20 protein-coding genes are annotated in these 18,028 nt (G+C 70.8%); 7 read left to right on the top strand and 13 right to left on the bottom strand.

All coding sequences use genetic code 11. The annotated features are described in order from the left end of the window. Window positions 1-55: 55 nt before the first annotated feature. The gene (proC, locus tag AC06FP_RS08715) at window positions 56-895 is read right to left on the bottom strand and encodes a pyrroline-5-carboxylate reductase (RefSeq protein ID WP_478075222.1); all 840 of its coding nucleotides are present in this window, start codon (window positions 893-895) and stop codon (window positions 56-58) included. Between the two features lie 297 nt (window positions 896-1,192). Between proC and AC06FP_RS08710 the strand changes: the two genes are divergently transcribed. Further along, entirely contained in the window at window positions 1,193-2,230 is a 1,038-nt protein-coding gene (locus AC06FP_RS08710; RefSeq protein ID WP_153192246.1) for a type IV pilus twitching motility protein PilT, read from the top strand. A 126-nt stretch (window positions 2,231-2,356) separates the two neighbouring features. Then, complete coding sequence (locus AC06FP_RS08705; RefSeq protein WP_456118379.1) at window positions 2,357-3,487, top strand: PilT/PilU family type 4a pilus ATPase; 1,131 nt, start codon at window positions 2,357-2,359, stop codon at window positions 3,485-3,487. 69 nt (window positions 3,488-3,556) lie between these two features. On the opposite strand, the gene AC06FP_RS08700 is transcribed toward AC06FP_RS08705, so the two are convergent. Then, the gene (locus AC06FP_RS08700) at window positions 3,557-4,093 is read right to left on the bottom strand and encodes a DNA-3-methyladenine glycosylase I (RefSeq protein WP_478075221.1); all 537 of its coding nucleotides are present in this window, start codon (window positions 4,091-4,093) and stop codon (window positions 3,557-3,559) included. 110 nt (window positions 4,094-4,203) lie between these two features. On the opposite strand from AC06FP_RS08700, the gene AC06FP_RS08695 reads away from it, so the two are divergent. Genes AC06FP_RS08695 through AC06FP_RS08680 form a run of 4 tightly spaced genes read left to right on the top strand, consistent with a single transcriptional unit; the run spans window position 4,204 to window position 7,632 of the window. Continuing rightward, window positions 4,204-5,595, top strand: coding sequence for a sensor histidine kinase (locus tag AC06FP_RS08695; protein ID WP_478075220.1), 1,392 nt, complete (start codon window positions 4,204-4,206; stop codon window positions 5,593-5,595). A gap of 43 nt (window positions 5,596-5,638) precedes the next feature. Next, complete coding sequence (locus AC06FP_RS08690) at window positions 5,639-6,205, top strand: YqgE/AlgH family protein (protein WP_478075219.1); 567 nt, start codon at window positions 5,639-5,641, stop codon at window positions 6,203-6,205. Further along, window positions 6,198-6,665 carry a Holliday junction resolvase RuvX gene (ruvX, locus tag AC06FP_RS08685; RefSeq protein WP_478075218.1) on the top strand — a complete coding sequence of 156 codons (468 nt, stop codon included), beginning with the start codon at window positions 6,198-6,200 and terminating at the stop codon, window positions 6,663-6,665. The genes AC06FP_RS08690 and ruvX overlap by 8 nt, the downstream gene beginning before the upstream one ends. A 16-nt stretch (window positions 6,666-6,681) precedes the next feature. Continuing rightward, complete coding sequence (locus AC06FP_RS08680; protein ID WP_478075217.1) at window positions 6,682-7,632, top strand: aspartate carbamoyltransferase catalytic subunit; 951 nt, start codon at window positions 6,682-6,684, stop codon at window positions 7,630-7,632. 41 nt (window positions 7,633-7,673) lie between these two features. On the opposite strand, the gene AC06FP_RS08675 is transcribed toward AC06FP_RS08680, so the two are convergent. Next, the gene (locus AC06FP_RS08675; protein ID WP_478075216.1) at window positions 7,674-8,474 is read right to left on the bottom strand and encodes a carboxylesterase family protein; all 801 of its coding nucleotides are present in this window, start codon (window positions 8,472-8,474) and stop codon (window positions 7,674-7,676) included. A gap of 67 nt (window positions 8,475-8,541) precedes the next feature. Continuing rightward, window positions 8,542-8,808: a hypothetical protein gene (locus AC06FP_RS08670; RefSeq protein WP_456118385.1), complete on the bottom strand. Its 267-nt coding sequence runs from the start codon at window positions 8,806-8,808 to the stop codon at window positions 8,542-8,544. A 136-nt stretch (window positions 8,809-8,944) separates the two neighbouring features. Here AC06FP_RS08670 and AC06FP_RS08665 point away from each other — a divergent pair, with 136 nt between their 5' ends. Then, window positions 8,945-9,745: a hypothetical protein gene (locus tag AC06FP_RS08665; protein WP_478075215.1), complete on the top strand. Its 801-nt coding sequence runs from the start codon at window positions 8,945-8,947 to the stop codon at window positions 9,743-9,745. A gap of 57 nt (window positions 9,746-9,802) precedes the next feature. Here AC06FP_RS08665 and mgtE read toward each other — a convergent pair whose 3' ends face one another. The 9 genes from mgtE to AC06FP_RS08620 form a co-directional block, all read right to left on the bottom strand. Next, window positions 9,803-11,164 (bottom strand): magnesium transporter, encoded by a 1,362-nt coding sequence (mgtE, locus tag AC06FP_RS08660; RefSeq protein ID WP_456118387.1) that lies wholly within the window; start codon window positions 11,162-11,164, stop codon window positions 9,803-9,805. A 241-nt stretch (window positions 11,165-11,405) separates the two neighbouring features. Next, entirely contained in the window at window positions 11,406-13,130 is a 1,725-nt protein-coding gene (gene ptsP / locus AC06FP_RS08655; protein WP_478075214.1) for a phosphoenolpyruvate--protein phosphotransferase, read from the bottom strand. 55 nt (window positions 13,131-13,185) lie between these two features. Continuing rightward, entirely contained in the window at window positions 13,186-13,455 is a 270-nt protein-coding gene (locus AC06FP_RS08650) for an HPr family phosphocarrier protein (RefSeq protein WP_456118389.1), read from the bottom strand. Next, window positions 13,448-13,840 carry a PTS sugar transporter subunit IIA gene (locus AC06FP_RS08645; RefSeq protein ID WP_456118390.1) on the bottom strand — a complete coding sequence of 131 codons (393 nt, stop codon included), beginning with the start codon at window positions 13,838-13,840 and terminating at the stop codon, window positions 13,448-13,450. Before AC06FP_RS08645 ends, AC06FP_RS08650 begins: the two co-directional genes overlap by 8 nt. Before the next feature lie 65 nt (window positions 13,841-13,905). After that, on the bottom strand, window positions 13,906-14,784 hold the full coding sequence (rapZ, locus tag AC06FP_RS08640; RefSeq protein ID WP_456118391.1) for an RNase adapter RapZ: 879 nt from the start codon (window positions 14,782-14,784) through the stop codon (window positions 13,906-13,908). Next, a complete protein-coding gene (gene hprK, locus AC06FP_RS08635; protein ID WP_456118392.1) occupies window positions 14,781-15,731 on the bottom strand; it encodes an HPr(Ser) kinase/phosphatase in 951 nt (316 codons plus the stop codon). Before hprK ends, rapZ begins: the two co-directional genes overlap by 4 nt. Further along, entirely contained in the window at window positions 15,728-16,180 is a 453-nt protein-coding gene (locus AC06FP_RS08630; RefSeq protein ID WP_478075213.1) for a PTS sugar transporter subunit IIA, read from the bottom strand. The genes hprK and AC06FP_RS08630 overlap by 4 nt, the downstream gene beginning before the upstream one ends. Window positions 16,181-16,204: 24 nt before the next feature. Next, window positions 16,205-16,519: a ribosome hibernation-promoting factor, HPF/YfiA family gene (gene hpf / locus AC06FP_RS08625; RefSeq protein WP_054663771.1), complete on the bottom strand. Its 315-nt coding sequence runs from the start codon at window positions 16,517-16,519 to the stop codon at window positions 16,205-16,207. A gap of 57 nt (window positions 16,520-16,576) precedes the next feature. Further along, window positions 16,577-17,998: an RNA polymerase factor sigma-54 gene (locus AC06FP_RS08620; RefSeq protein WP_478075212.1), complete on the bottom strand. Its 1,422-nt coding sequence runs from the start codon at window positions 17,996-17,998 to the stop codon at window positions 16,577-16,579. Window positions 17,999-18,028: the final 30 nt, after the last annotated feature.

Below are 18,028 nucleotides of genomic sequence, written 5' to 3'. Positions count from 1 at the left end.
AGCGGCGGAGTGGCTGGCCGCGTGTGATGCGTTGCCGCCCGGGGCGAGGCTGGCGTCAGCCGGCGCGCGCCAGTTCCCGTCCGCGCCGCGTGGCCGCGGCCACGGCCTTGCCCACCAGTTCGTGGAAGCCACCCTCGGCCAGCGTTTCCAGCGCGGCCTGGGTCGTGCCGTTGGGCGAGGTGACCGCCTGGCGCAGGGCGCCCGCGCTCTGCCCGCCCTCGGCGAGCATGCGCGCCGCGCCAAGGATCGTCTGCACCACCATCTGCCGCGCCGCTTCGTCCGGCAGTCCCTGCGCGCGCGCGGCGTCCTCCATCGCTTCGGCCAGCGCGAACACGTAGGCCGGGCCGCTGCCGGACACCGCGGTGACCGCGTCCATCAATGCCTCTTCGTCGATCCAGCGCGTCTGTCCGGCGCCGGCGAGGATGGCCTGGGCGGTCTGCCGGCCGGCGCTGTCGACCTCGGCGCCGGCGTACAGGCCGGTCATGCCGGCGCCCAGCAGCGCCGGGGTATTGGGCATGGCGCGGACCAGCACCGCGCCACTCCCCAGCCACCCGCGCAGGGCGGCCAGCGGAATGCCGGCGGCGATGGACACGACAAGGGTGCCGGCGGCCAGCCGCGGCGCCAGCTCGGCGCAGACGGCCGCCATCACCTGCGGCTTGACCGCCAGCACCACCACCTGTCCGTCCAGCGCCGCCGAGGCGATGGCGCTGGCCGTGCGCACGCCGTGCTCCTGCTGCAGGGTCTGGCGCAGGGCGACCTGCGGTTCCACGACCTCGATCGAAGCGGCGGGCACGCCTGCCCGGGTCACGCCCGCGATCAGGCTGCGGGCCATGTTGCCCCCGCCGATGAAGGTGATGCCGGAGGGAAGGGAAGACGTGGGGTGGTTGCCGCTCATGCAGGCCTCGGTAGCGATCGGGTGGCGTGTGGCGGGCATCCGGCGGAAAACCGGCGCCCGTCGGGACAGTGTAGCCAGCCCGGCCGGAGCGGGGGCCGGCAGGAAGGCGCGGCCCGGGGGATGGCCGCGGGGCTACCCGCCGGTCCGGCTGCCGGGCCGCGCGCCGGTCGCCGCCGGAGCGTTGTGACGCGCTGCCTGCAACCGGCGGATGCGCATCGACCTCTTACGCCGGAGGGCTATACTGCGTGGCAGGGGAAACACCTTCCAGCCATCCGCAACCTCGGGGAAACGCAGCGCATGGACATCGCTGAACTTCTGGCGTTCTCGGTCAAGAACAAGGCCTCGGACCTGCACCTGTCCGCCGGCCTGCCGCCGATGATCCGCGTCGACGGCGACGTGCGCCGCATCAACATCCCGGCCCTGGACCACAAGCAGGTCCACGCGCTGGTATACGACATCATGTCGGACAAGCAGCGCCGCGATTACGAGGAATTCCTCGAAGTCGACTTCTCCTTCGAGATTCCCTCGCTGGCGCGCTTCCGCGTCAACGCGTTCAACCAGAACCGCGGCGCCGGCGCGGTGTTCCGCACCATTCCCTCCGAAGTGCTGACCCTGGAAGACCTGGGCTGCCCGCCGGTGTTCCGCCAGCTGATCGAGCAGCCGCAGGGGCTGATCCTGGTCACCGGCCCGACCGGTTCGGGCAAGTCGACCACGCTGGCGGCGATGGTGGACCACATCAACAAGAACGAATACGGCCACATCCTCACCGTCGAGGACCCGATCGAATTCGTGCACACCCCGCAGAAGTGCCTGATCAACCAGCGCGAGGTGCACCGCGACACGCATGGCTTCAACGAGGCCCTGCGCTCGGCGCTGCGCGAGGACCCGGACTACATCCTGGTCGGCGAACTGCGCGACCTGGAAACCATCCGCCTGGCGCTGACCGCCGCGGAAACCGGCCACCTGGTGTTCGGCACCCTGCACACCAGCTCGGCGGCCAAGACCATCGACCGCATCATCGACGTGTTCCCGGCCGGCGAGAAGCCGATGGTGCGCTCGATGCTGTCCGAGTCGCTGCGCGCGGTGATCTCGCAGGCGCTGCTGAAGAAGGTCGGCGGCGGCCGCATCGCCTCGCACGAGATCATGGTGGCCACCCCGGCCATCCGCAACCTGATCCGCGAGGACAAGGTGGCGCAGATGTACTCGGCCATCCAGACCGGCCAGCAGGTGGGCATGCAGACGCTCGACCAGAACCTGCAGGACCTGGTCAAGCGCAGCCTGATCACCCGCAACCAGGCCCGCGAGTACGCCAAGGACCGGCGCCTGTTCGAATAAGGCCGGACGACGGCGCGGGAAGCCGCGTCGCCGCCGTACCGGCGAAGGCGTACAGTCCGTACCGGCAGCGCCGTCATCCAGGGGGACGGCGCCGGCATGCAGATCATGGTTCCACAGGAGCCCATCATGAGCACCATCGATTTCACCTCCTTCCTCAAGCTGATGGCGCACCAGAAGGCGTCGGACCTGTTCATCACCGCCGGCATGCCGCCGTCGATGAAGGTGCACGGACGCATCAGCCCGATCACGCAGACGCCGCTGACCCCACAGCAGAGCCGCGACATGGTGCTCAACGTGATGACGCCGGCGCAGCGCGAGGAGTTCGAGAAGACCCACGAGTGCAACTTCGCCATCGGCCTGTCCGGGGTGGGCCGCTTCCGCGTGAGCTGCTTCTACCAGCGCAACCAGGTCGGCATGGTGCTGCGCCGGATCGAGACGCGCATCCCGACGGTGGAAGAGCTGAACCTGCCGCCGGTGATCAAGACGCTGGCGATGACCAAGCGCGGCATCATCCTGTTCGTCGGCGCCACCGGCACCGGCAAGTCGACCTCGCTGGCGGCGATGATCGGCTACCGCAACCAGAACTCGACCGGGCACATCATCACCATCGAGGACCCGATCGAATTCGTGCACAAGCACGAGGGTTGCATCATCACCCAGCGCGAGGTCGGCATCGATACCGAGAGCTGGGAAGCGGCGCTGAAGAACACCCTGCGCCAGGCGCCGGACGTGATCATGATCGGCGAGGTGCGCACCCGCGAAGGCATGGACCACGCCATCGCCTTCGCCGAGACCGGCCACCTGGTGCTGGCCACGCTGCACGCCAACAACGCCAACCAGGCGATGGACCGCATCATCAACTTCTTCCCGGAAGACCGCCGCAACCAGCTGCTGATGGACCTCTCGCTCAACCTCAAGGGCGTGGTCGCGCAGCAGCTGGTGCCGACGCCGGATGGCAAGGGCCGCCGCGTGGCGATGGAAATCCTGCTGGGCACGCCGCTGGTGCAGGACTACATCCGCGACGGCGAGATCCACAAGCTCAAGGAAGTGATGAAGGATTCGGTGCAGCTGGGCATGAAGACCTTCGACCAGAGCCTGTTCGAGCTGTACCAGGCCGGCGAGATCAGCTATGACGACGCGCTGCGCTACGCCGATTCGCAGAACGAGGTGCGCCTGCGCATCAAGCTCTCGCAGGGCGGCGATGCCAAGACCCTGTCGCAGGGGCTGGACGGGGTGGAGATCGCCAGTACGCGCTGAGCCGGCGTTCCAGCTTTGCCGCGAAGCCCGGCCCTCGAGGCCGGGCTTCGTGTTTTCCGGGGGCGGAGATCAGCCGCGCATCCACGGCGGGTCGTGGGCGGCGATCTCGGCCATCACCGGGCAGTCGGCGCGGTGCGCGCCGGGCAGGTAGCCCAGGCTCATCAGGAATTCGCCGGTGATCTCGCCGCCGGTGAAGCGGAAGGTCTTCCTGAACAACTTCACCCAGTCGGCCCTGGGCCGCGGGTGGTGGGCGTCCAGCCATTGCGCGAAACCGCCGTGCGAATCGCGCAGGCCACGGATCACCCCGGCGTTGTGGATGGCGGCCAGCACCTTGAGCCGGTTGCGGATGATGCCGGCGTCGCCCAGCAGGCGGGCGATGTCGGCCTCGCCGTAGGCCGCCACGGTGTCCACGTCGAAGCCGTGGTAGGCGCGGCGGAAGCCCTCGCGCTTGCGCAGGATGGTTTCCCAGCTCAGGCCGGCCTGGTTGATCTCCAGCAGCAGGCGCTCGAACAGCTCCCGTTCCGCGCGCTGCGGAAACCCGTATTCGTGGGCGTGGTAGTGCGCGTGGACCGGGTGGCCGGGCGCGAGGTCGCAGTAGGCGCTCATGGGCGGCGATGGAGCGTGGGCGGGCCAGTATAGGCCGCCGCCACGGCGCACTTGCCCGCGGGCGCCGCCTCGCGCATCGTGCGCTTGCCCCCAGCAGAACCGGATTCCCGATGTCGCGGCCCTTCGTCGTTCGTCTGCTCCATGCCCCGTCGGCGGCCATGCGATGGCTGCGCGAGGTTCCCATCGACGACCCGGTGGACCGCCGCAATGCGCCGGTGATCCAGGTGATCGCCCTGCTGCTGGCGGTGCTGCCGCCGCTGATGTGGCTGCTGCGCGCGCTGGTGCCGGGCGTGCCCTGGCGGCCCGGCGAGGTCGCCTCGATGCTGGTGGGGCTGTCGGTCAGCGCGCTGGCGGCGCTGAGTTTCGGGCTGGTGCGCGGAGGGCGCTTCGTCGCCGCATCGCGCCTGCTGCTGACCGGGTTCGCCGCGTCGGCGATGCTGGCCTACGCCGCCACCGGCTTCGCCGCCCAGCGTTTCGAACAGCCGGTGCTGGGCGTGTGGATGGCGATCGCCGCGCTCACGCTGGGGCGGGGCACGCTGTGGCTGATGTATGCGGCCGTGCTCGCCGCGTTCGGCTTCGGCATCGCGGTGGATATCGGCGCACAGGGCGACATGGCCGCGCGCCTGACCGACCTCGCGGTCAGCGCGGCGATCTTCCTGATGCTGTCGGTGGTGCTGGACCGCAGCTCGGCCGCCCTGCGCGACAGCCTGCGCGAGGCCACCGCGCGCGGCCATGCGCTGGAAGCGGCCAACGCGCGGCTGCAGGCGGAAATGGCCGAGCGCGAACGCACCCACGCGCAGCTGGTCCAGGCGCAGAAAACCGAGGCCATGGGGCGGCTGGCCAGCGGCGTGGCGCACGACTTCGGCCACCTGGTGGGCCTCATCCAGGGCCACGCGCACCGGGGCCGGAGCACGGACGACGTGGCGCGCATGCGCGCCGCGCTCGCCGGCGTGGAATCGGCCGCGACCCGCGCCGCCGTGCTCACCCGGCGCCTGCTGGCATTCGCGCGCGCCGACGAGGAGGCGCGCGAATGGTTCGACCCGGCGGAGGCGATCGCCAGCCTGGAACCGCTGCTGCGCCAGCTGCTGTCGCCGACGGTGGCAGTTCGCATCTCGGTGACCGCGCCGCTGCCGGAAATCCATTTCGACCGTACCCGCTTCGAGCTGATGGTGCTCAACATCGCCGCCAACGCCGACCACGCCATGCCCGGGGGCGGCACGTTCACCCTGGGCGCGCGCGAGGACGCGCATGGTCATCTGCTGCTGACCCTGGGCGACGAGGGTGCGGGCATGGAGGCGGCGGTGCTGGCGCGCATCTTCGAGCCGTTCTTCACCACCAAACCGCGCGGGCAGGGCACGGGGCTGGGGCTTTCGGTGGTCAAGGAGCTGGTGGAAGCCGGTGGCGGCAGCATCCATGCCGAGAGCGAGCCGGGGCGAGGCAGCACATTCTTCCTGCGCATCCCGGGGCGGGTGCCGGAGGCGCGGCATGTCGCCGCGGCGTGAGCGCGCGCGGGCGGGGCTGCGTGGCTGACGGTAGAATGCCGCCATGTCCACGCACTTCGACAACCTGGCCAATCACCTGCTGGTCGCCTTGCCCACGCTGACCGATCCGGGGTTCGCGCGCAGCGTCGCGCTGATCTGCCAGCACGACGACAACGGCGCCATGGGCGTGGTGGTCAACCAGCCGTCGGAATACACGCTGGGCGAAGTGCTCTCGCAGATGGAGATCGACACTGGCGACGAGCGCCTGCGCGCGCTGCCGGTGCTCAATGGCGGCCCGGTGCATACCGGCCGCGGTTTCGTGATCCACGACGACGCCCGCGACTGGGATTCCAGCCTGGCGGTGGGCGAGGGCCTGTACCTGACGACCTCGCGCGACATCCTCGAGGCCATGGCCCGCGGCGATGGCCCGCGCAATGCGCTGGTCACGCTGGGCTGCGCCGGCTGGGGCGCGGGGCAGCTGGAACAGGAACTGGCCGAGGACAGCTGGCTGACCGTGCCGGCCGACCCGGTGGTGCTGTTCGATGCGCCGCTGGACGAACGCTGGCAGCTGGCGGCCTCGCGCATCGGCGTGGACCTGTTCCGCCTGGCCGGGTACAGCGGCCATGCCTGAACCGGCCGCGCTTTCGCCCGACAGCACCGTACTGGGCTTCGATGTCGGCTCGCGCCGGATCGGCGTGGCCATCGGCAGCGCCTTCAGCGTCGGCGCCCGCGCCCTGGCGGTGATCGACGTGCGCGGCGACGGCCCGGACTGGGCCGCACTGGACCGCCTGCACAGGGAGTGGCGACCGCACGGCCTGATCGTCGGCGACCCGCTCACCCTCGACGGCGACGACCAGCCCAACCGCAGGCGCGCCCGGGCCTTTGCCCGCCAGCTGCAACAGCGCTACCGGCTGCCGGTGCTGCTGGTGGACGAACGCTCCAGTTCGGTGGAAGCCGCGCGCCGTTTCGCCACCGAGCGCGCCGAGGGCCGCAGGCGCCGCCGCGATGCCGCCAACCTGGACGCGGTCGCCGCCGCGGTCATCATCGAACGCTGGCTGTCCGCCCCGGGCGACGCCATTCCTGTTTCCTGACCCCCCAAGACCTGCCATGACCGCCTCCCAACTCGATGCCGACGGACGCCTGCGCCACCTGCTGACCCTGGAGGGCCTGCCGCGCGAACACCTGCTGCAGCTGCTGGACCGCGCCGGGCAGATCCGCGATGCGGCAGTGGGCCGGGTCGGCAACAAGCGCGGCGTGCTGGCCGGCACCGCGGTGTGCACGCTGTTCTTCGAGCCGTCCACCCGCACCCGCAGCTCGTTCCAGCTGGCCGCGCAGCGGCTGGGCGCGGACGTACTGAACTTCGACGCCTCGACCTCGTCCACGCGCAAGGGCGAGACCGCCTGCGACACGCTGCGCAACCTGGAAGCGATGGGCGTGCGCGGCTTCGTGGTGCGCCACCCCGACGACGGCGCCGTGGCCGAACTTGCCGCCGCCGCGGGCGAGGGCACGGCGCTGATCAACGCCGGCGACGGCCGCAGCGCGCACCCCACCCAGGGCCTGCTGGACATGCTGACCCTGCGCCAGGCCAAGGGCGCCGACTTCTCGAAGCTGAAGGTGCTGATCGTCGGCGACGTGAAGCATTCGCGCGTGGCGCGCACCGACCTGCACGCGCTGCGCACGCTGGGCGTGGGCGAGATCCGCGTCTGCGGCCCGCAGTCGCTGCTGCCGGACGACGACACCCTGCGCGGCTGCGTGGTCGGGCAGGACTTCGACGCCATGCTCGAAGGCGCCGACGCGCTGATGATGCTGCGCCTGCAGCGCGAACGCATGGAGGAAGGCCTGGTGCCGTCGCTGGAGCAGTACCACGCCGAGTACGGCCTGGATGCCGCGCGCCTGCGCCGCGCCGCCACCGACGCGGCGGTGCTGCATCCGGGCCCGATCAACCGCGGCGTCGAGGTCACCGACGAAGTGGCCGACGGCCCGCAGTCGTGGGTGCTGCGCCAGGTCGCCAACGGCGTGGCCGTGCGCATGGCGGTGCTGGAGACGCTGCTGGGCTGACCCGCCTGCGGTAGAGCCGGCCGTTGCCGGGCGCTACCGCATCAGCGTTCCTGCGCGAACAGCCAGCGCCACATCGCCGGGTCGGCGTAGGCCGCATCCCAGGCGTTGTGGTTGCCCTGCGGATACTCGGTGTAGCGCGCATCGCGGGCGCCGGCCACCTGGAAGGCGGCGTACAGCCTGCGGTCGTCGTCTGGCGGCACCACGTCGTCGCGCGCGCCATGGAAGATCCAGACCGGCGTTTCCTTCAAACGCAGGGCCATCGCGGTGTAGGGGTCGGCTTCCTGCGCGACGGCCTCCACGCGCAGGCCCTGCCGCTCGCTGCGCGGCGCGCGCACCGCGCCGCACACCGGCACGATCGCGGCGAAGCGCAGCGGTTCGGCCAGGGCGATGTTCCAGCTGCCGTAGCCGCCCATCGACATGCCGGTCAGGTACTGGCGCCGCGGGTCGGCGCCGAACTCGCGCATCGCCGCGTCGAGCGCGGCGACCGCCAGGCGGTTGTTGCGCCCGCTCCATTCCTCGCCTTCGGCGACCTGCGGCAGTACCGCCAGCGCGGGGAAATCCCCCGCATGGGCACGCAGGTAGGGGCCCAGCCCGGCCTCGGTCTGGCGGACGCCGTCACTGCCGCGCTCGCCCGACCCGTGCAGGAACAGCACCACCGGCGGCGCGCCGGGTCCGCGCGCCGATGCGGCGGGCACGAACACCTGGTAGGGCATGCGCACGCCGTCGAGTTCGACGCTGCGGGCGACGAAGCGGCCATGGCTGGCGTCGGGTGTCGAGGCGCAGCCGGCGATGGCGGCCATCAGCAGAAGCAGGGCAAGGCGATGCAGGCGGGGGATGGCCATGGAACGCTCCGCGTCGGGGGTGCGCCCATCGTAGCGGCGGTGCCGTGTTCCTGCCCGGTGCGGCGCATCATCGGGGGCGCGGCGCGCTGGCGAGGATCGCCAGCTGCTCGCCTGCCTCGGCATTGCCGGCCGCCGCCGCGGCCTGCACCTGCGCCAGGTCCGGATGGAGCACCACCAGCAGAGGAAACTCGCACTGCGGGCAGGCGTATTCGCTCTGCTCGTCGTGCAGCTCCATTTCCATCTGCCGGGAATTTCCCTGCCACCCGCAGGCGGGGCAGGCGTGCTCGTGTTCGCGCCAGCCTGGCTGGTAGTAATCGGTGACGGTGGTGGTCATGGCGAAGTGTCCGGCGTGTCGCCCGCATGATAGCCGGCGGGCGCCGCCGTCCGTCGGAACGGGGGCGGACGCGGGCGCGCTTTCCGCTAGAATCGCCGCGCCCGTCGGGGCGTCCATCCACACAGGAAGTGAACGCATGAAGAAGGAAATCAGGGCCGCCTGCGCCGGTGCCGCCGTGCTGGCGGCGATGGCCTGGATGCAGGACGCGCAGGCGCAGCGCGCGCCGTGGTGGGAGCGGCAGAAGGCGGCGCAGGCCGCCGCGCAGGCGGCCGGCGGCAATGAAGCCGTCGCACAGGCCGGTGCCGCGCAATCGCCGCCGCCGCAACAGGCAGCGCCAGCGCCGATGGTCAGGCGCGAGAAGATCGAGGGGCCGGGCTACACGTGGATCGAGGCCGGCGTGGTCCGGCTGGACGTGGACCTGTACGACGCCAGCGAGCACGGCAACGGCGGTTATGCGCGCGGTTCGGCGGCGGTGACCGACACCCTCTACGTGTTCGGCGGCTACGACCGGGTGTCGAAGCAGTGGAACATGGGAAGCGAGCGCCTGGAGATCGCCATCGACCAGGCCGAGATCGGCCTTGGCTCGCGCCTGTCCCTCTCCCCGCGCGTGGATTTCGTCAGCGAAGTGTCGCTGCTGCGACTGGGTGCGAAGCTGGACTACCGGGACCGGGAATACCCCGAAGACGATTTCAGCGGCCGCGACTACCTGTATGCCGGCAAGCTGATGCTGGGCATCCGCGCCCGGCCGGTGCAGAACCTGGAGCTGTGGGCCAAGGCGGGCTACCTGCGGGTGGACGACAACCTGCTGGTCGACCATTCGATGGTCGGCAATATCGGCCTGCAGTACCGCTTCTCCCCGCAATGGGGGCTGGTGGGCGAAGCCGAGTTCTACGAGGACGCGCGCTTCTACCGCCTGGGCGTGCGCGCCAGCTTCTGACCGGCAAAGCGGGCCGGGGGCGCCGGGACCGCGGTTGCGGTTTCCGGCGCGCCGCGCTCAGCGCAGCAGCACCAAGGTCGCCAGCCCCAGGAAGGTGAAGAAGCCCATCGAGTCGGTGATGGCGGTCAGGAAAATGCCGCTGGCCAGTGCCGGGTCGAAGCCGAGCCGCTTGAGCGTCATCGGGATCAGCACGCCGGCCGATGCGGCCAGCAGCAGGTTGCAGGTCAGGGCGATGAAGATCACCAGCGACAGCCCCGGGTTGTGGAACCAGGCCAGCACGATCAGGCCCAGCACCGCGCCCATCAGCAGGCCGTTGAGCAGGGCCACGCGCAGCTCCTTCCACAGCAGCGTCCTGACGTTCGAGGCGCCCACCTGGCCCAGCGCCAGGCCGCGCACCATCAGCGCCAGCACCTGGGTACCGGCATTGCCGCCGAGGCCGGCGACCATCGGCATCAGCACCGCCAGCGCCACCAGCTGGTCGATGGTGCCTTCGAACTGGCCGACCACGTTGGCGGCCACGAAGGCCGTGCACAGGTTGACGAACAGCCACACCAGGCGCCGGCGCATCGCGCGCCAGACCGGGCTGAACAGGTCCTCGTCCTCGTCCAGGCCGGCGGCGCCCAGCGCCTGGTGCTCGGCCTGGGCGCGGATGATGTCCACCACGTCGTCGATGGTGATGCGCCCGATCAGGATGTTGTTGTCGTCGACCACCGGCGCCGATACCCAGTCGTGGTCGGAAAACTGCCGGGCGACCTCGTCGGCGCTCTCGCCCACGTCGATGGCCGGCTGCTCGTCGTCGACCAGGCGGTTGATCGGGGTGCCGTCCTCGTGGGTGACCAGCGAGGCCAGCGAAACCCGGCCCAGGTACTGGTGGCGGCGGCTGACCACGTACAGGTAGTCGGTGTGGTCGGGCAGTTCGCCGCGCAGGCGCAGGTAGCGCAGCACCACGTCGATGTTGACGTCGGCGCGCACGGTGACCACGTCCGGGTTCATCAGGCGCCCGGCGGTGTCCTCCGGGTAGGACAGCACCTGCTCCAGCCGCTCGCGGTTCTCGCGGTCCATCGACTTGAGGACCTCGTCGATGACCGTGTCGGGCAGGTCCTCGACCAGGTCGGCCAGGTCGTCGATGTCCAGGTCCTCGACCGCGGCGATGATCTCGTCCGGGTCCATGTCGGCCAACAGGCTCTCGCGCACTTCCTCGCCGACGTGGACCAGCACCTCGCCGTCGTCTTCCTGGTCGACCAGCCCCCACACCACTTCGCGCTTGCCCGGCGGCAACGACTCGAGCAGGTTGCCGATCTCCGCCGGCGCCAGCGTGTTGACCAGCCGCCGCACCGGCCCCAGCCGGCCGCTGTCCAGCGCGTCGGAAAGCATGCGCAGCTGGCGTGCGGTCTTGTCGTGGCGTACGGCTTCGGCCATCGGGACTCCGGGAAGGGGAGGGCCGCGCTGCAGGATGCGGCAAGGGAGGTGTCGGGCGCGTCATTATCACGCGCGGATGTTTCAGTGCACACCCTCTGCGTCGATGCGGGCGCGGGTGCAGATGCCGGAAGCTGCCGGTTTGCTGCCTGGGCCGGGCGATTCGGGGAGAACTCCAGCGCAGCAGGCTGCTCTGCAAGGCGTATTGCCGGCCTGTCCGCAGGGCCCTGCCGGGCGGCCAGGGTCAGGATGGAGTGGCGTCCGCGATCCAGCGCTCGATGCCACGGCGGTCGCGCGCCTGCAGCAGCTTGCCGGCGCGTGCGCGCAGCTCGGCGTGGTTGCAGTCGCGGATGGCGCGGCGCACTTCCAGCAGGGTGGCCGGGTGCAGGCTGAACTCCGCCAGGCCCAGGGCCAGCAGCAGCGGCGTCATGCGCGGGTCGCCGGCGATCTCGCCGCAGACCGACAGCGGCGTGGCATGCGCGCGGGCGGTGTCGATCACCTGCGCCAGCAGCTGCAGCACCGCCGGATGCAGCGGCGAGTACAGCTCGCCCACCGCCTCGTTGTTGCGGTCGGCCGCCAGCAGGTACTGCACCAGGTCGTTGGTGCCCACGGACAGGAAATCCACCTGGTCGATGAAGGTCGGCAGGGCAATGGCCGCGGCCGGTACCTCGATCATCGCCCCGACCGGCACGTGCTCGGCCAGGGCGTGGCCTTCCTCGCGCAGCGCCGCCAGCAGCCGCGCCATGCGGCGCTTGAGCGCGAGGATTTCCTCGCGGGTGCTGACCATCGGCACCAGGACGCGCACCGGGCCATAGCCGGAGGCGCGCAGCAGCGCGCGCAGCTGGGTGTCGGCGACCCTGGGGTGGGCCAGCAGCAGGCGGATGCCGCGCAGGCCCAGCGCCGGGTTCTCCTCGCGGCCCAGCACCAGCCCGCTGCGGTCGGCCTTGTCCGCGCCCAGGTCGAGGATGCGGATGGTGACCGGCCGGCCGCTCATGCCGAGCACGGCGTCGCGGTAGTGATGGAACTGCTCTTCTTCGTCCGGCAGGCCGTTGCGTTGCAGGAACAGGAACTCGGTGCGGTACAGGCCCAGCCCGTGCGCGCCCAGGGCGTGCGCGCGCGCCACGTCCTCGCGCGACTCGGCGTTGGCCAGCAGGGTGATGTCCACGCCGTCCACGGTGCGGCTCGGCTTGGAACGCAGGTGGCCGAGCTCGCGCTGTTCGCGCGCCAGTTCGCGCAGGCGCTGGCGGTACTGGCGCAGGTCCTCGGCGGCCGGTTCCAGCACCACCTCGCCGCTGCCGCCGTCCACGATCAGCACGTCGCCGTCGTTGATCCGGTGCAGCACGCCGCTGGCGCCGACCACCAGCGGCAGGTGCAGGCTGCGGGCCAGGATGGCGCTGTGCGACAGCGGGCTGCCGGCGCTGGTGACGATGCCGACCACGCCCTGCGACTGCAGCTGGGCCAGCTCCGAAGGCGCGACGTTCTCGCACACCAGGATTTCGCCGGCCAGGCCCTTCATGCCGGCCGGGCGCTTGTGCAGGAAGGCGTTGATGCGGCCGATGACGTGGTCCAGGTCGTCCAGCCGGCTGCGCAGGTAGTCGTCCTCCATGCCCTCGAACACCTGCGCCAGGGTGTCGCGCTGCAGGCGCAGGGCATAGGCGGCGCTGTAACGCTGGCGGCGGATGCGCTCGTCCAGCGCCAGCAGCAGTTCGGGATCGTCCAGCAGCATGGCGTGCAGGTCGAGGAATTCGCCGACCTCGGCCGGCAACGCGCCCTGCAGGCGCTGGCGCAGTTCGCGCATCTCCGCGCGCGCCGATTCGATGGCCTGGTGCAGGCGCTGCAGTTCGGCATCGACGGCGTTGGCGGGAATGCGCTTTTCGGTGACCTCCTGCGCATGCGGCAGGCGCACGCGGGCGCGGCCGAGCGCGCTGCCGCGCGAGGCGCCGTGGCCGTGCAGGCGCAGCGTCGTCATGCCGCCGCGCCTTCCGGCGCGGTGCTGGCAGGGGCCGACGCTGCGTCGGGCGCCATCAGCTGTCCTCGTCGAAACGACGCTCGAACAGGTCCACGACCGCCGCCATCGCTTCGGCTTCGTCCTCGCCCTGTACCCGCACCGTGACCGGCGTGCCCTGGCCGGCGGCCAGCAGCATCACGCCCATGATGCTCTTGGCGTTGACCTCGCGGCCCTTGGCCACCAGCGTGGCGTTGGCGCGGAAGCCGGACAGCAGCTGCACCAGCTTGGCGGTCGCGCGGGCATGCAGGCCCAGGCGGTTGGATACGGTGAGTTCGCGTTCAAGCATCGTCGACGATGGCTCCATTGCGGGCGCCCGCCGCGGCGGTGGCGGGCAGTTGGTCCAGTCCCTGTTCCGGGTAGTTCATCACCCGCAGCAGCATCGGCAGGCTCAGCGCCGACACCCGCCGCACCGGCGTGCCCAGCCGCGCCAGCCGCGCCGCCAGGTTGCTCGGGCTGGCCCCGTACAGATCGGTCAGCACCAGCACGCCGCCTTCGCCCTCCACCCGCCGCATGGCCGCCGAGGCCAGCGGCAGCTGCGCGTCCAGGTCCGCGTCGAACGGCACCTCGAAGGCCTCGGCCTTGAGCGGAAGCTGGCGCAGCAGGCGCGTGGCCACTTCCAGCAGGGAAGAGCCGACGCCGGGATGGGTCACGAGGAGGATGCCGCAGGTCATTACTGAACGTTAACAGGTCAGGCGCAGTCCGCGATAGCGCCCGGATCGTGTCTTCTGTGTGCCATTCAGTCCTGTTCCCGGTGGAACGTGGCCACGTCCTGCCAGCCCTGCGCGCGGGCGTGCCGGGCCATGCGTTCGGCCAGGTAGACCGAGCGGTGCTTGCCGCCGGTGCAGCCGAAGGCGACAGTCACGTAGCTGCGGGTATCGCTGCCCAGCTTGGGCAGCCAGGTATCGAGCAGGTCCTCGAGCTGGGCCGCGTAGCGGGCCACGTCCGGCTGCGCATCCAGGTACTCGCGGACACCGCGGTCGCGGCCGGTCAGCGAGCGCAGCTCCGGATCCCAGTGCGGGTTGGGCAGCACCCGCGCATCGAACACGAAGTCGGCTTCGGCCGGCACGCCGCGCTTGTAGGCGAAGGACTCGAACAGCAGCGACAGGCTGCCGCCATGGCCGAGCGCGTACTCGGTGATCAGCTTGCGCCGCAGCTGGTGCACGTTGAGCTGGCTGGTATCGACGACCGCGTCGGCTTCGCGGCGCAGCGGCGCGGTCAGTTCGCGCTCGCGCGTGATGGCCTCGGGCAGGGACAGGCCCAGCTGGCTGAGCGGATGGCGCCGCCGGGTGTCGGCGAAGCGCGCCAGCAGGGTGTCGTCGTCGGCCTCGAAAAACAGCAGGGTCGCGTCGATGTCGTAGTCGCGCGCGCGCTGCCGCCACTGGCCGAGCTGGCTCAGGTCGCTGCGGCCGCGCACGTCGATGCCCAGCGCCATGCGCTGCGGGCGCCCCGGGCCGCGTTCGCCGAGCACGCCGCGCACGAACTCCGGCAGCAGGTTCACCGGGATGTTGTCCGAGCAGTAGTAGTCCAGGTCCTCGAAGGTCTTCAGCGCCACTGACTTGCCCGAGCCGGACAGGCCGCTGACGATGACCAGCACCGGGGACGGCGTGGCGTTCATGGGGTGCGTTGCTCCAGCAGGTTGCTGTGGCGGGCGATGAACATCGCCGCCGGGTCGATGCCCTTGGTGCGCAGGATGTGCAGGCGGGTGGCGGCCTCGGTCAGCACCGCCAGGTTGCGGCCGGGCATCACCGGCAGGGTGATCAGCGGCACGTCCAGGTCGAGCACGTGGCGCTTGCCGGAATCGCCGGTCAGGCGTTCGTAACCGTAGCTGCCGGGTTCGGTCATCGGTTTGGTCAGGTGGACGATGAGCCGAAGGTACTTGTTCTTCTTTACAGATGTGTCACCGAACATCTGGCGCACGTTGAGCACGCCCAGGCCGCGCACTTCCAGCAGGTCCTGCAGCAGTTCCGGGCAGGTGCCGTCGAGCACGTCCGGGGCGATCTGGGTGAACTCGGGGGCATCGTCGGCCACCAGCCGGTGGCCGCGGCTGAGCAGTTCCAGCGCCAGTTCGCTCTTGCCCGACCCGGCCTCGCCGGTGATCAGCACGCCGATGGAGTAGATCTCCATGAACACGCCGTGCAGGATGATCCGCGGCGCCAGCGTGCGCGCCAGGTGGTAGGACAGGTGGTTGAGCAGTTCGTGGCCGCGCCGCGGCGACACCCACAGCGGGGTCTGCGATTCGTCGGCGGCCGCGCGCAGGTCTTCCGGGCAGCCGTGGCTCTTGGTGATGACCAGCGCCAGCGGCCGGGCCTGGATGATGCGCTCGATCACTTCCCAGCGCTGGCGCGAATCCAGCGAGTCCAGCCAGGACAGTTCCTCGGTGCCGAGGATCTGCACCTTGTTCGGGTAGATGGTGTTGAGGTAGCCGGCCAGCGACGGGCGCCGCGCGACGGTGTCGCCGGCGTCCAGTTCGCGGTTGCCGCCGGCCTGGCCCGCGGCCCAGCGCAGGTCCAGTTTCTCGCGCTGCTGGTCGAACAGTTCGCGCGCGGTGATGCGGGTGTTCATGAGGGACGGATCCGCTGCGGATGGTCGAGGATCTGCTTGAGCGCGCTGCCGTCGTTGGCCGCGCGCAGGGCGTTGCGGACGTGGGCGTCGGAGAAGATCTCCGCCAGTTCGGACAGCAGCATCAGGTGCTGGTGGGTGTAGTGCTCGGGCACGGCCATGGCGAAGACCAGGTCGACCGGCTCGGCACCGCCGAAATCGATGGGCCGCAGCAGCCGCAGGAAGGCACCGCGCGGGCGTTGCAGGGTGGGGGAGCGGCCGTGCGGGATGGCGATGCCATGGCCGATGGCGGTGCTGCCCACGCTTTCCCGGTCGCACAGGCTGCGGAAGATGCTTTCGGCGCCGGCTTCGCGGCAGGCGAGCAGGCCGGCGGCGGCGCGCAGGGCGCTGTCGCGGTCGGCGGCCGCGAGTACCCGGGTACTCACGGCCGCCATCAGGTCATTCAGGGGCATGACTGCAACGGACGGTGACAGATGTCAGCCATTGTCGCGCAGTGCATGGGAGGCGTGGGGAAGATGCTTTTCCTTGTGCTTGATCACCAGCCGGTCCAGCTTGTCGGCCAGCACGTCGATCGCCGCGTACATGGTCTGGCCGCCGGCCTCGGCGTGCAGGGTCTGGCCGGGAAGGTTGGCGCTGGCATCGACATGGTGCTCGTTCTTCTGCAGCGACAGGGTCACCCTGACTTCGCAGTGCTGGTCGAAGTGCTTGCCCAGCCGTTGCAGTTTGGTTTCCACGTACTCCTTCAGGGCGGGGGTGACTTCCACGTCTTTGCCAAACGTTTCGATACGCATCGGATGCCTCCTGTGGTTCGGGGTTGCCAATGAACCCTGCCGCCGGCCGCGAGCGTTTCAGACAAGGCGTACGCGTTCGTGGGAGGCGGAGATGTTCATGGCTTCACGATACTTCGCCACGGTGCGGCGCGCCACCGGTATTCCGCTGCTCTTGAGCAGGTCGGCCAGCTTGGCGTCAGAAAGCGGCTTGCGCGGGTTCTCGGCCTCGATCAGGCGCCGGATCATCGACTGGATCGCGGTGCTGGACGCCTCGCCGCCACCTTCGGTATCGATGCCCGAGGCGAAGAACGCGCGCAGCGGCAGGGTGCCGCGCGGGGTGCGCACGTGCTTGCGCGCGATGGTGCGCGAGATGGTGGATTCGTGCAGGTCCAGTTCGGCGGCGATCTCGCGCAGGGTCAGCGGGCGCAGCGCCTGCGCGCCGAACTCGAGGAACCCGGCCTGGTGGTGCAGCAGGCTGTTGACCACGCGCAGCAGGGTTTCGCCGCGCGCCTCCAGGCCCTTGAGCAGCCAGCGCGCTTCCTGCAGCTGGGCGCGCAGGTAGCTGGCGTCGGCTTCGCCGCAGCGGCGGATCAGCTGCTCGTAGCCGCGGTGGATCACCACCCGCGGCCCGGCATGGCCGGCCAGCGCGGCCTTCCAGACGCCGCGCTGGCGCCAGACCACGCAGTCGGGAACGATGTAGTCGTCCTGGGACACCTCGCCCAGCTGCCGGCCCGGGCGCGGGTCCAGCGAGCGCAGCAGCTGCACGGCTTCCTCGACGGCGTCAGCGGGCTGCCGCAGTTCGGCGGCGATGCCGGCGACACCGGCGCGCGGCAGGCGTTCCAGCGGGCCTTCGGCGATCCGCCGGGCCAGGCACAGGCCCGGGGTGTCGGCGGACAGGGCGTCCAGCTGCAGCGCCAGGCATTCGCCCAGCGTGCGCGCGCCGACGCCGGCGGGGTCGAAGCGCTGGATGCGGTGCAGCACGGTGAGGATCTCGTCCTCGCCGGCGGCGATGTCCGGGCGCAGGGCCTCGGCGATGGCCGGCAGCGGTTCGCGCAGGTAGCCGTCCTCGTCCAGCGCGTCGATCAGGGCGACGCCGATGGCGCGGTCGCGCGCGCTGAGGTGGGAGAGGTGCAGCTGCCACAGCAGGTGGTCGGCCAGGGTGTCGACCTCGGCGATGCGCTCGCCGGCATCGCCGTCGTTGTCGTCGAACGAGCCGCCCTGGCTGCCGCTCCATTGTTCGCCCTCGCCGGGCCATTCCGCGCCGTCGTCGCCGCGGCCGTCATCATCGGTGCCGGCCTGCGCGGGCGCATCGGCAGCCTCGCCGGCCGGCTCCGCCGGCGCGGCGTCCTCGGCCCATTCCAGCAGCGGGTTGGTTTCCACCGCTTCGGTCAGTTCCAGCTCCAGCTCGGCGCTGGACATCTGCAGCAGGCGGATGGCCTGGCGCAGCTGCGGCGTCATGACCAGCTGCTGTCCCAGCGATGTCTGCAGCCGTGCTTTCATCCGGGTTCCCGGCGGAAGGAGGGGCGACCC

It is taken from the genome of Stenotrophomonas sp. Steno-Z2 (assembly GCF_056393235.1).
This window is presented reverse-complemented; position numbering and strand designations above follow the sequence as displayed.

Bases quoted from the DNA above. Each gene is read 5' to 3' on its own strand.
- proC (WP_478075222.1), bottom strand. From the start codon at position 895: ATGAGCGGCAACCACCCCACGTCTTCCCTTCCCTCCGGCATCACCTTC.
- AC06FP_RS08710 (WP_153192246.1), top strand. From the start codon at position 1,193: ATGGACATCGCTGAACTTCTGGCGTTCTCGGTCAAGAACAAGGCCTCG.
- AC06FP_RS08705 (WP_456118379.1), top strand. From the start codon at position 2,357: ATGAGCACCATCGATTTCACCTCCTTCCTCAAGCTGATGGCGCACCAG.
- AC06FP_RS08700 (WP_478075221.1), bottom strand. From the start codon at position 4,093: ATGAGCGCCTACTGCGACCTCGCGCCCGGCCACCCGGTCCACGCGCAC.
- AC06FP_RS08695 (WP_478075220.1), top strand. From the start codon at position 4,204: ATGTCGCGGCCCTTCGTCGTTCGTCTGCTCCATGCCCCGTCGGCGGCC.
- AC06FP_RS08690 (WP_478075219.1), top strand. From the start codon at position 5,639: ATGTCCACGCACTTCGACAACCTGGCCAATCACCTGCTGGTCGCCTTG.
- ruvX (WP_478075218.1), top strand. From the start codon at position 6,198: ATGCCTGAACCGGCCGCGCTTTCGCCCGACAGCACCGTACTGGGCTTC.
- AC06FP_RS08680 (WP_478075217.1), top strand. From the start codon at position 6,682: ATGACCGCCTCCCAACTCGATGCCGACGGACGCCTGCGCCACCTGCTG.
- AC06FP_RS08675 (WP_478075216.1), bottom strand. From the start codon at position 8,474: ATGGCCATCCCCCGCCTGCATCGCCTTGCCCTGCTTCTGCTGATGGCC.
- AC06FP_RS08670 (WP_456118385.1), bottom strand. From the start codon at position 8,808: ATGACCACCACCGTCACCGATTACTACCAGCCAGGCTGGCGCGAACAC.
- AC06FP_RS08665 (WP_478075215.1), top strand. From the start codon at position 8,945: ATGAAGAAGGAAATCAGGGCCGCCTGCGCCGGTGCCGCCGTGCTGGCG.
- mgtE (WP_456118387.1), bottom strand. From the start codon at position 11,164: ATGGCCGAAGCCGTACGCCACGACAAGACCGCACGCCAGCTGCGCATG.
- ptsP (WP_478075214.1), bottom strand. From the start codon at position 13,130: ATGACGACGCTGCGCCTGCACGGCCACGGCGCCTCGCGCGGCAGCGCG.
- AC06FP_RS08650 (WP_456118389.1), bottom strand. From the start codon at position 13,455: ATGCTTGAACGCGAACTCACCGTATCCAACCGCCTGGGCCTGCATGCC.
- AC06FP_RS08645 (WP_456118390.1), bottom strand. From the start codon at position 13,840: ATGACCTGCGGCATCCTCCTCGTGACCCATCCCGGCGTCGGCTCTTCC.
- rapZ (WP_456118391.1), bottom strand. From the start codon at position 14,784: ATGAACGCCACGCCGTCCCCGGTGCTGGTCATCGTCAGCGGCCTGTCC.
- hprK (WP_456118392.1), bottom strand. From the start codon at position 15,731: ATGAACACCCGCATCACCGCGCGCGAACTGTTCGACCAGCAGCGCGAG.
- AC06FP_RS08630 (WP_478075213.1), bottom strand. From the start codon at position 16,180: ATGCCCCTGAATGACCTGATGGCGGCCGTGAGTACCCGGGTACTCGCG.
- hpf (WP_054663771.1), bottom strand. From the start codon at position 16,519: ATGCGTATCGAAACGTTTGGCAAAGACGTGGAAGTCACCCCCGCCCTG.
- AC06FP_RS08620 (WP_478075212.1), bottom strand. From the start codon at position 17,998: ATGAAAGCACGGCTGCAGACATCGCTGGGACAGCAGCTGGTCATGACG.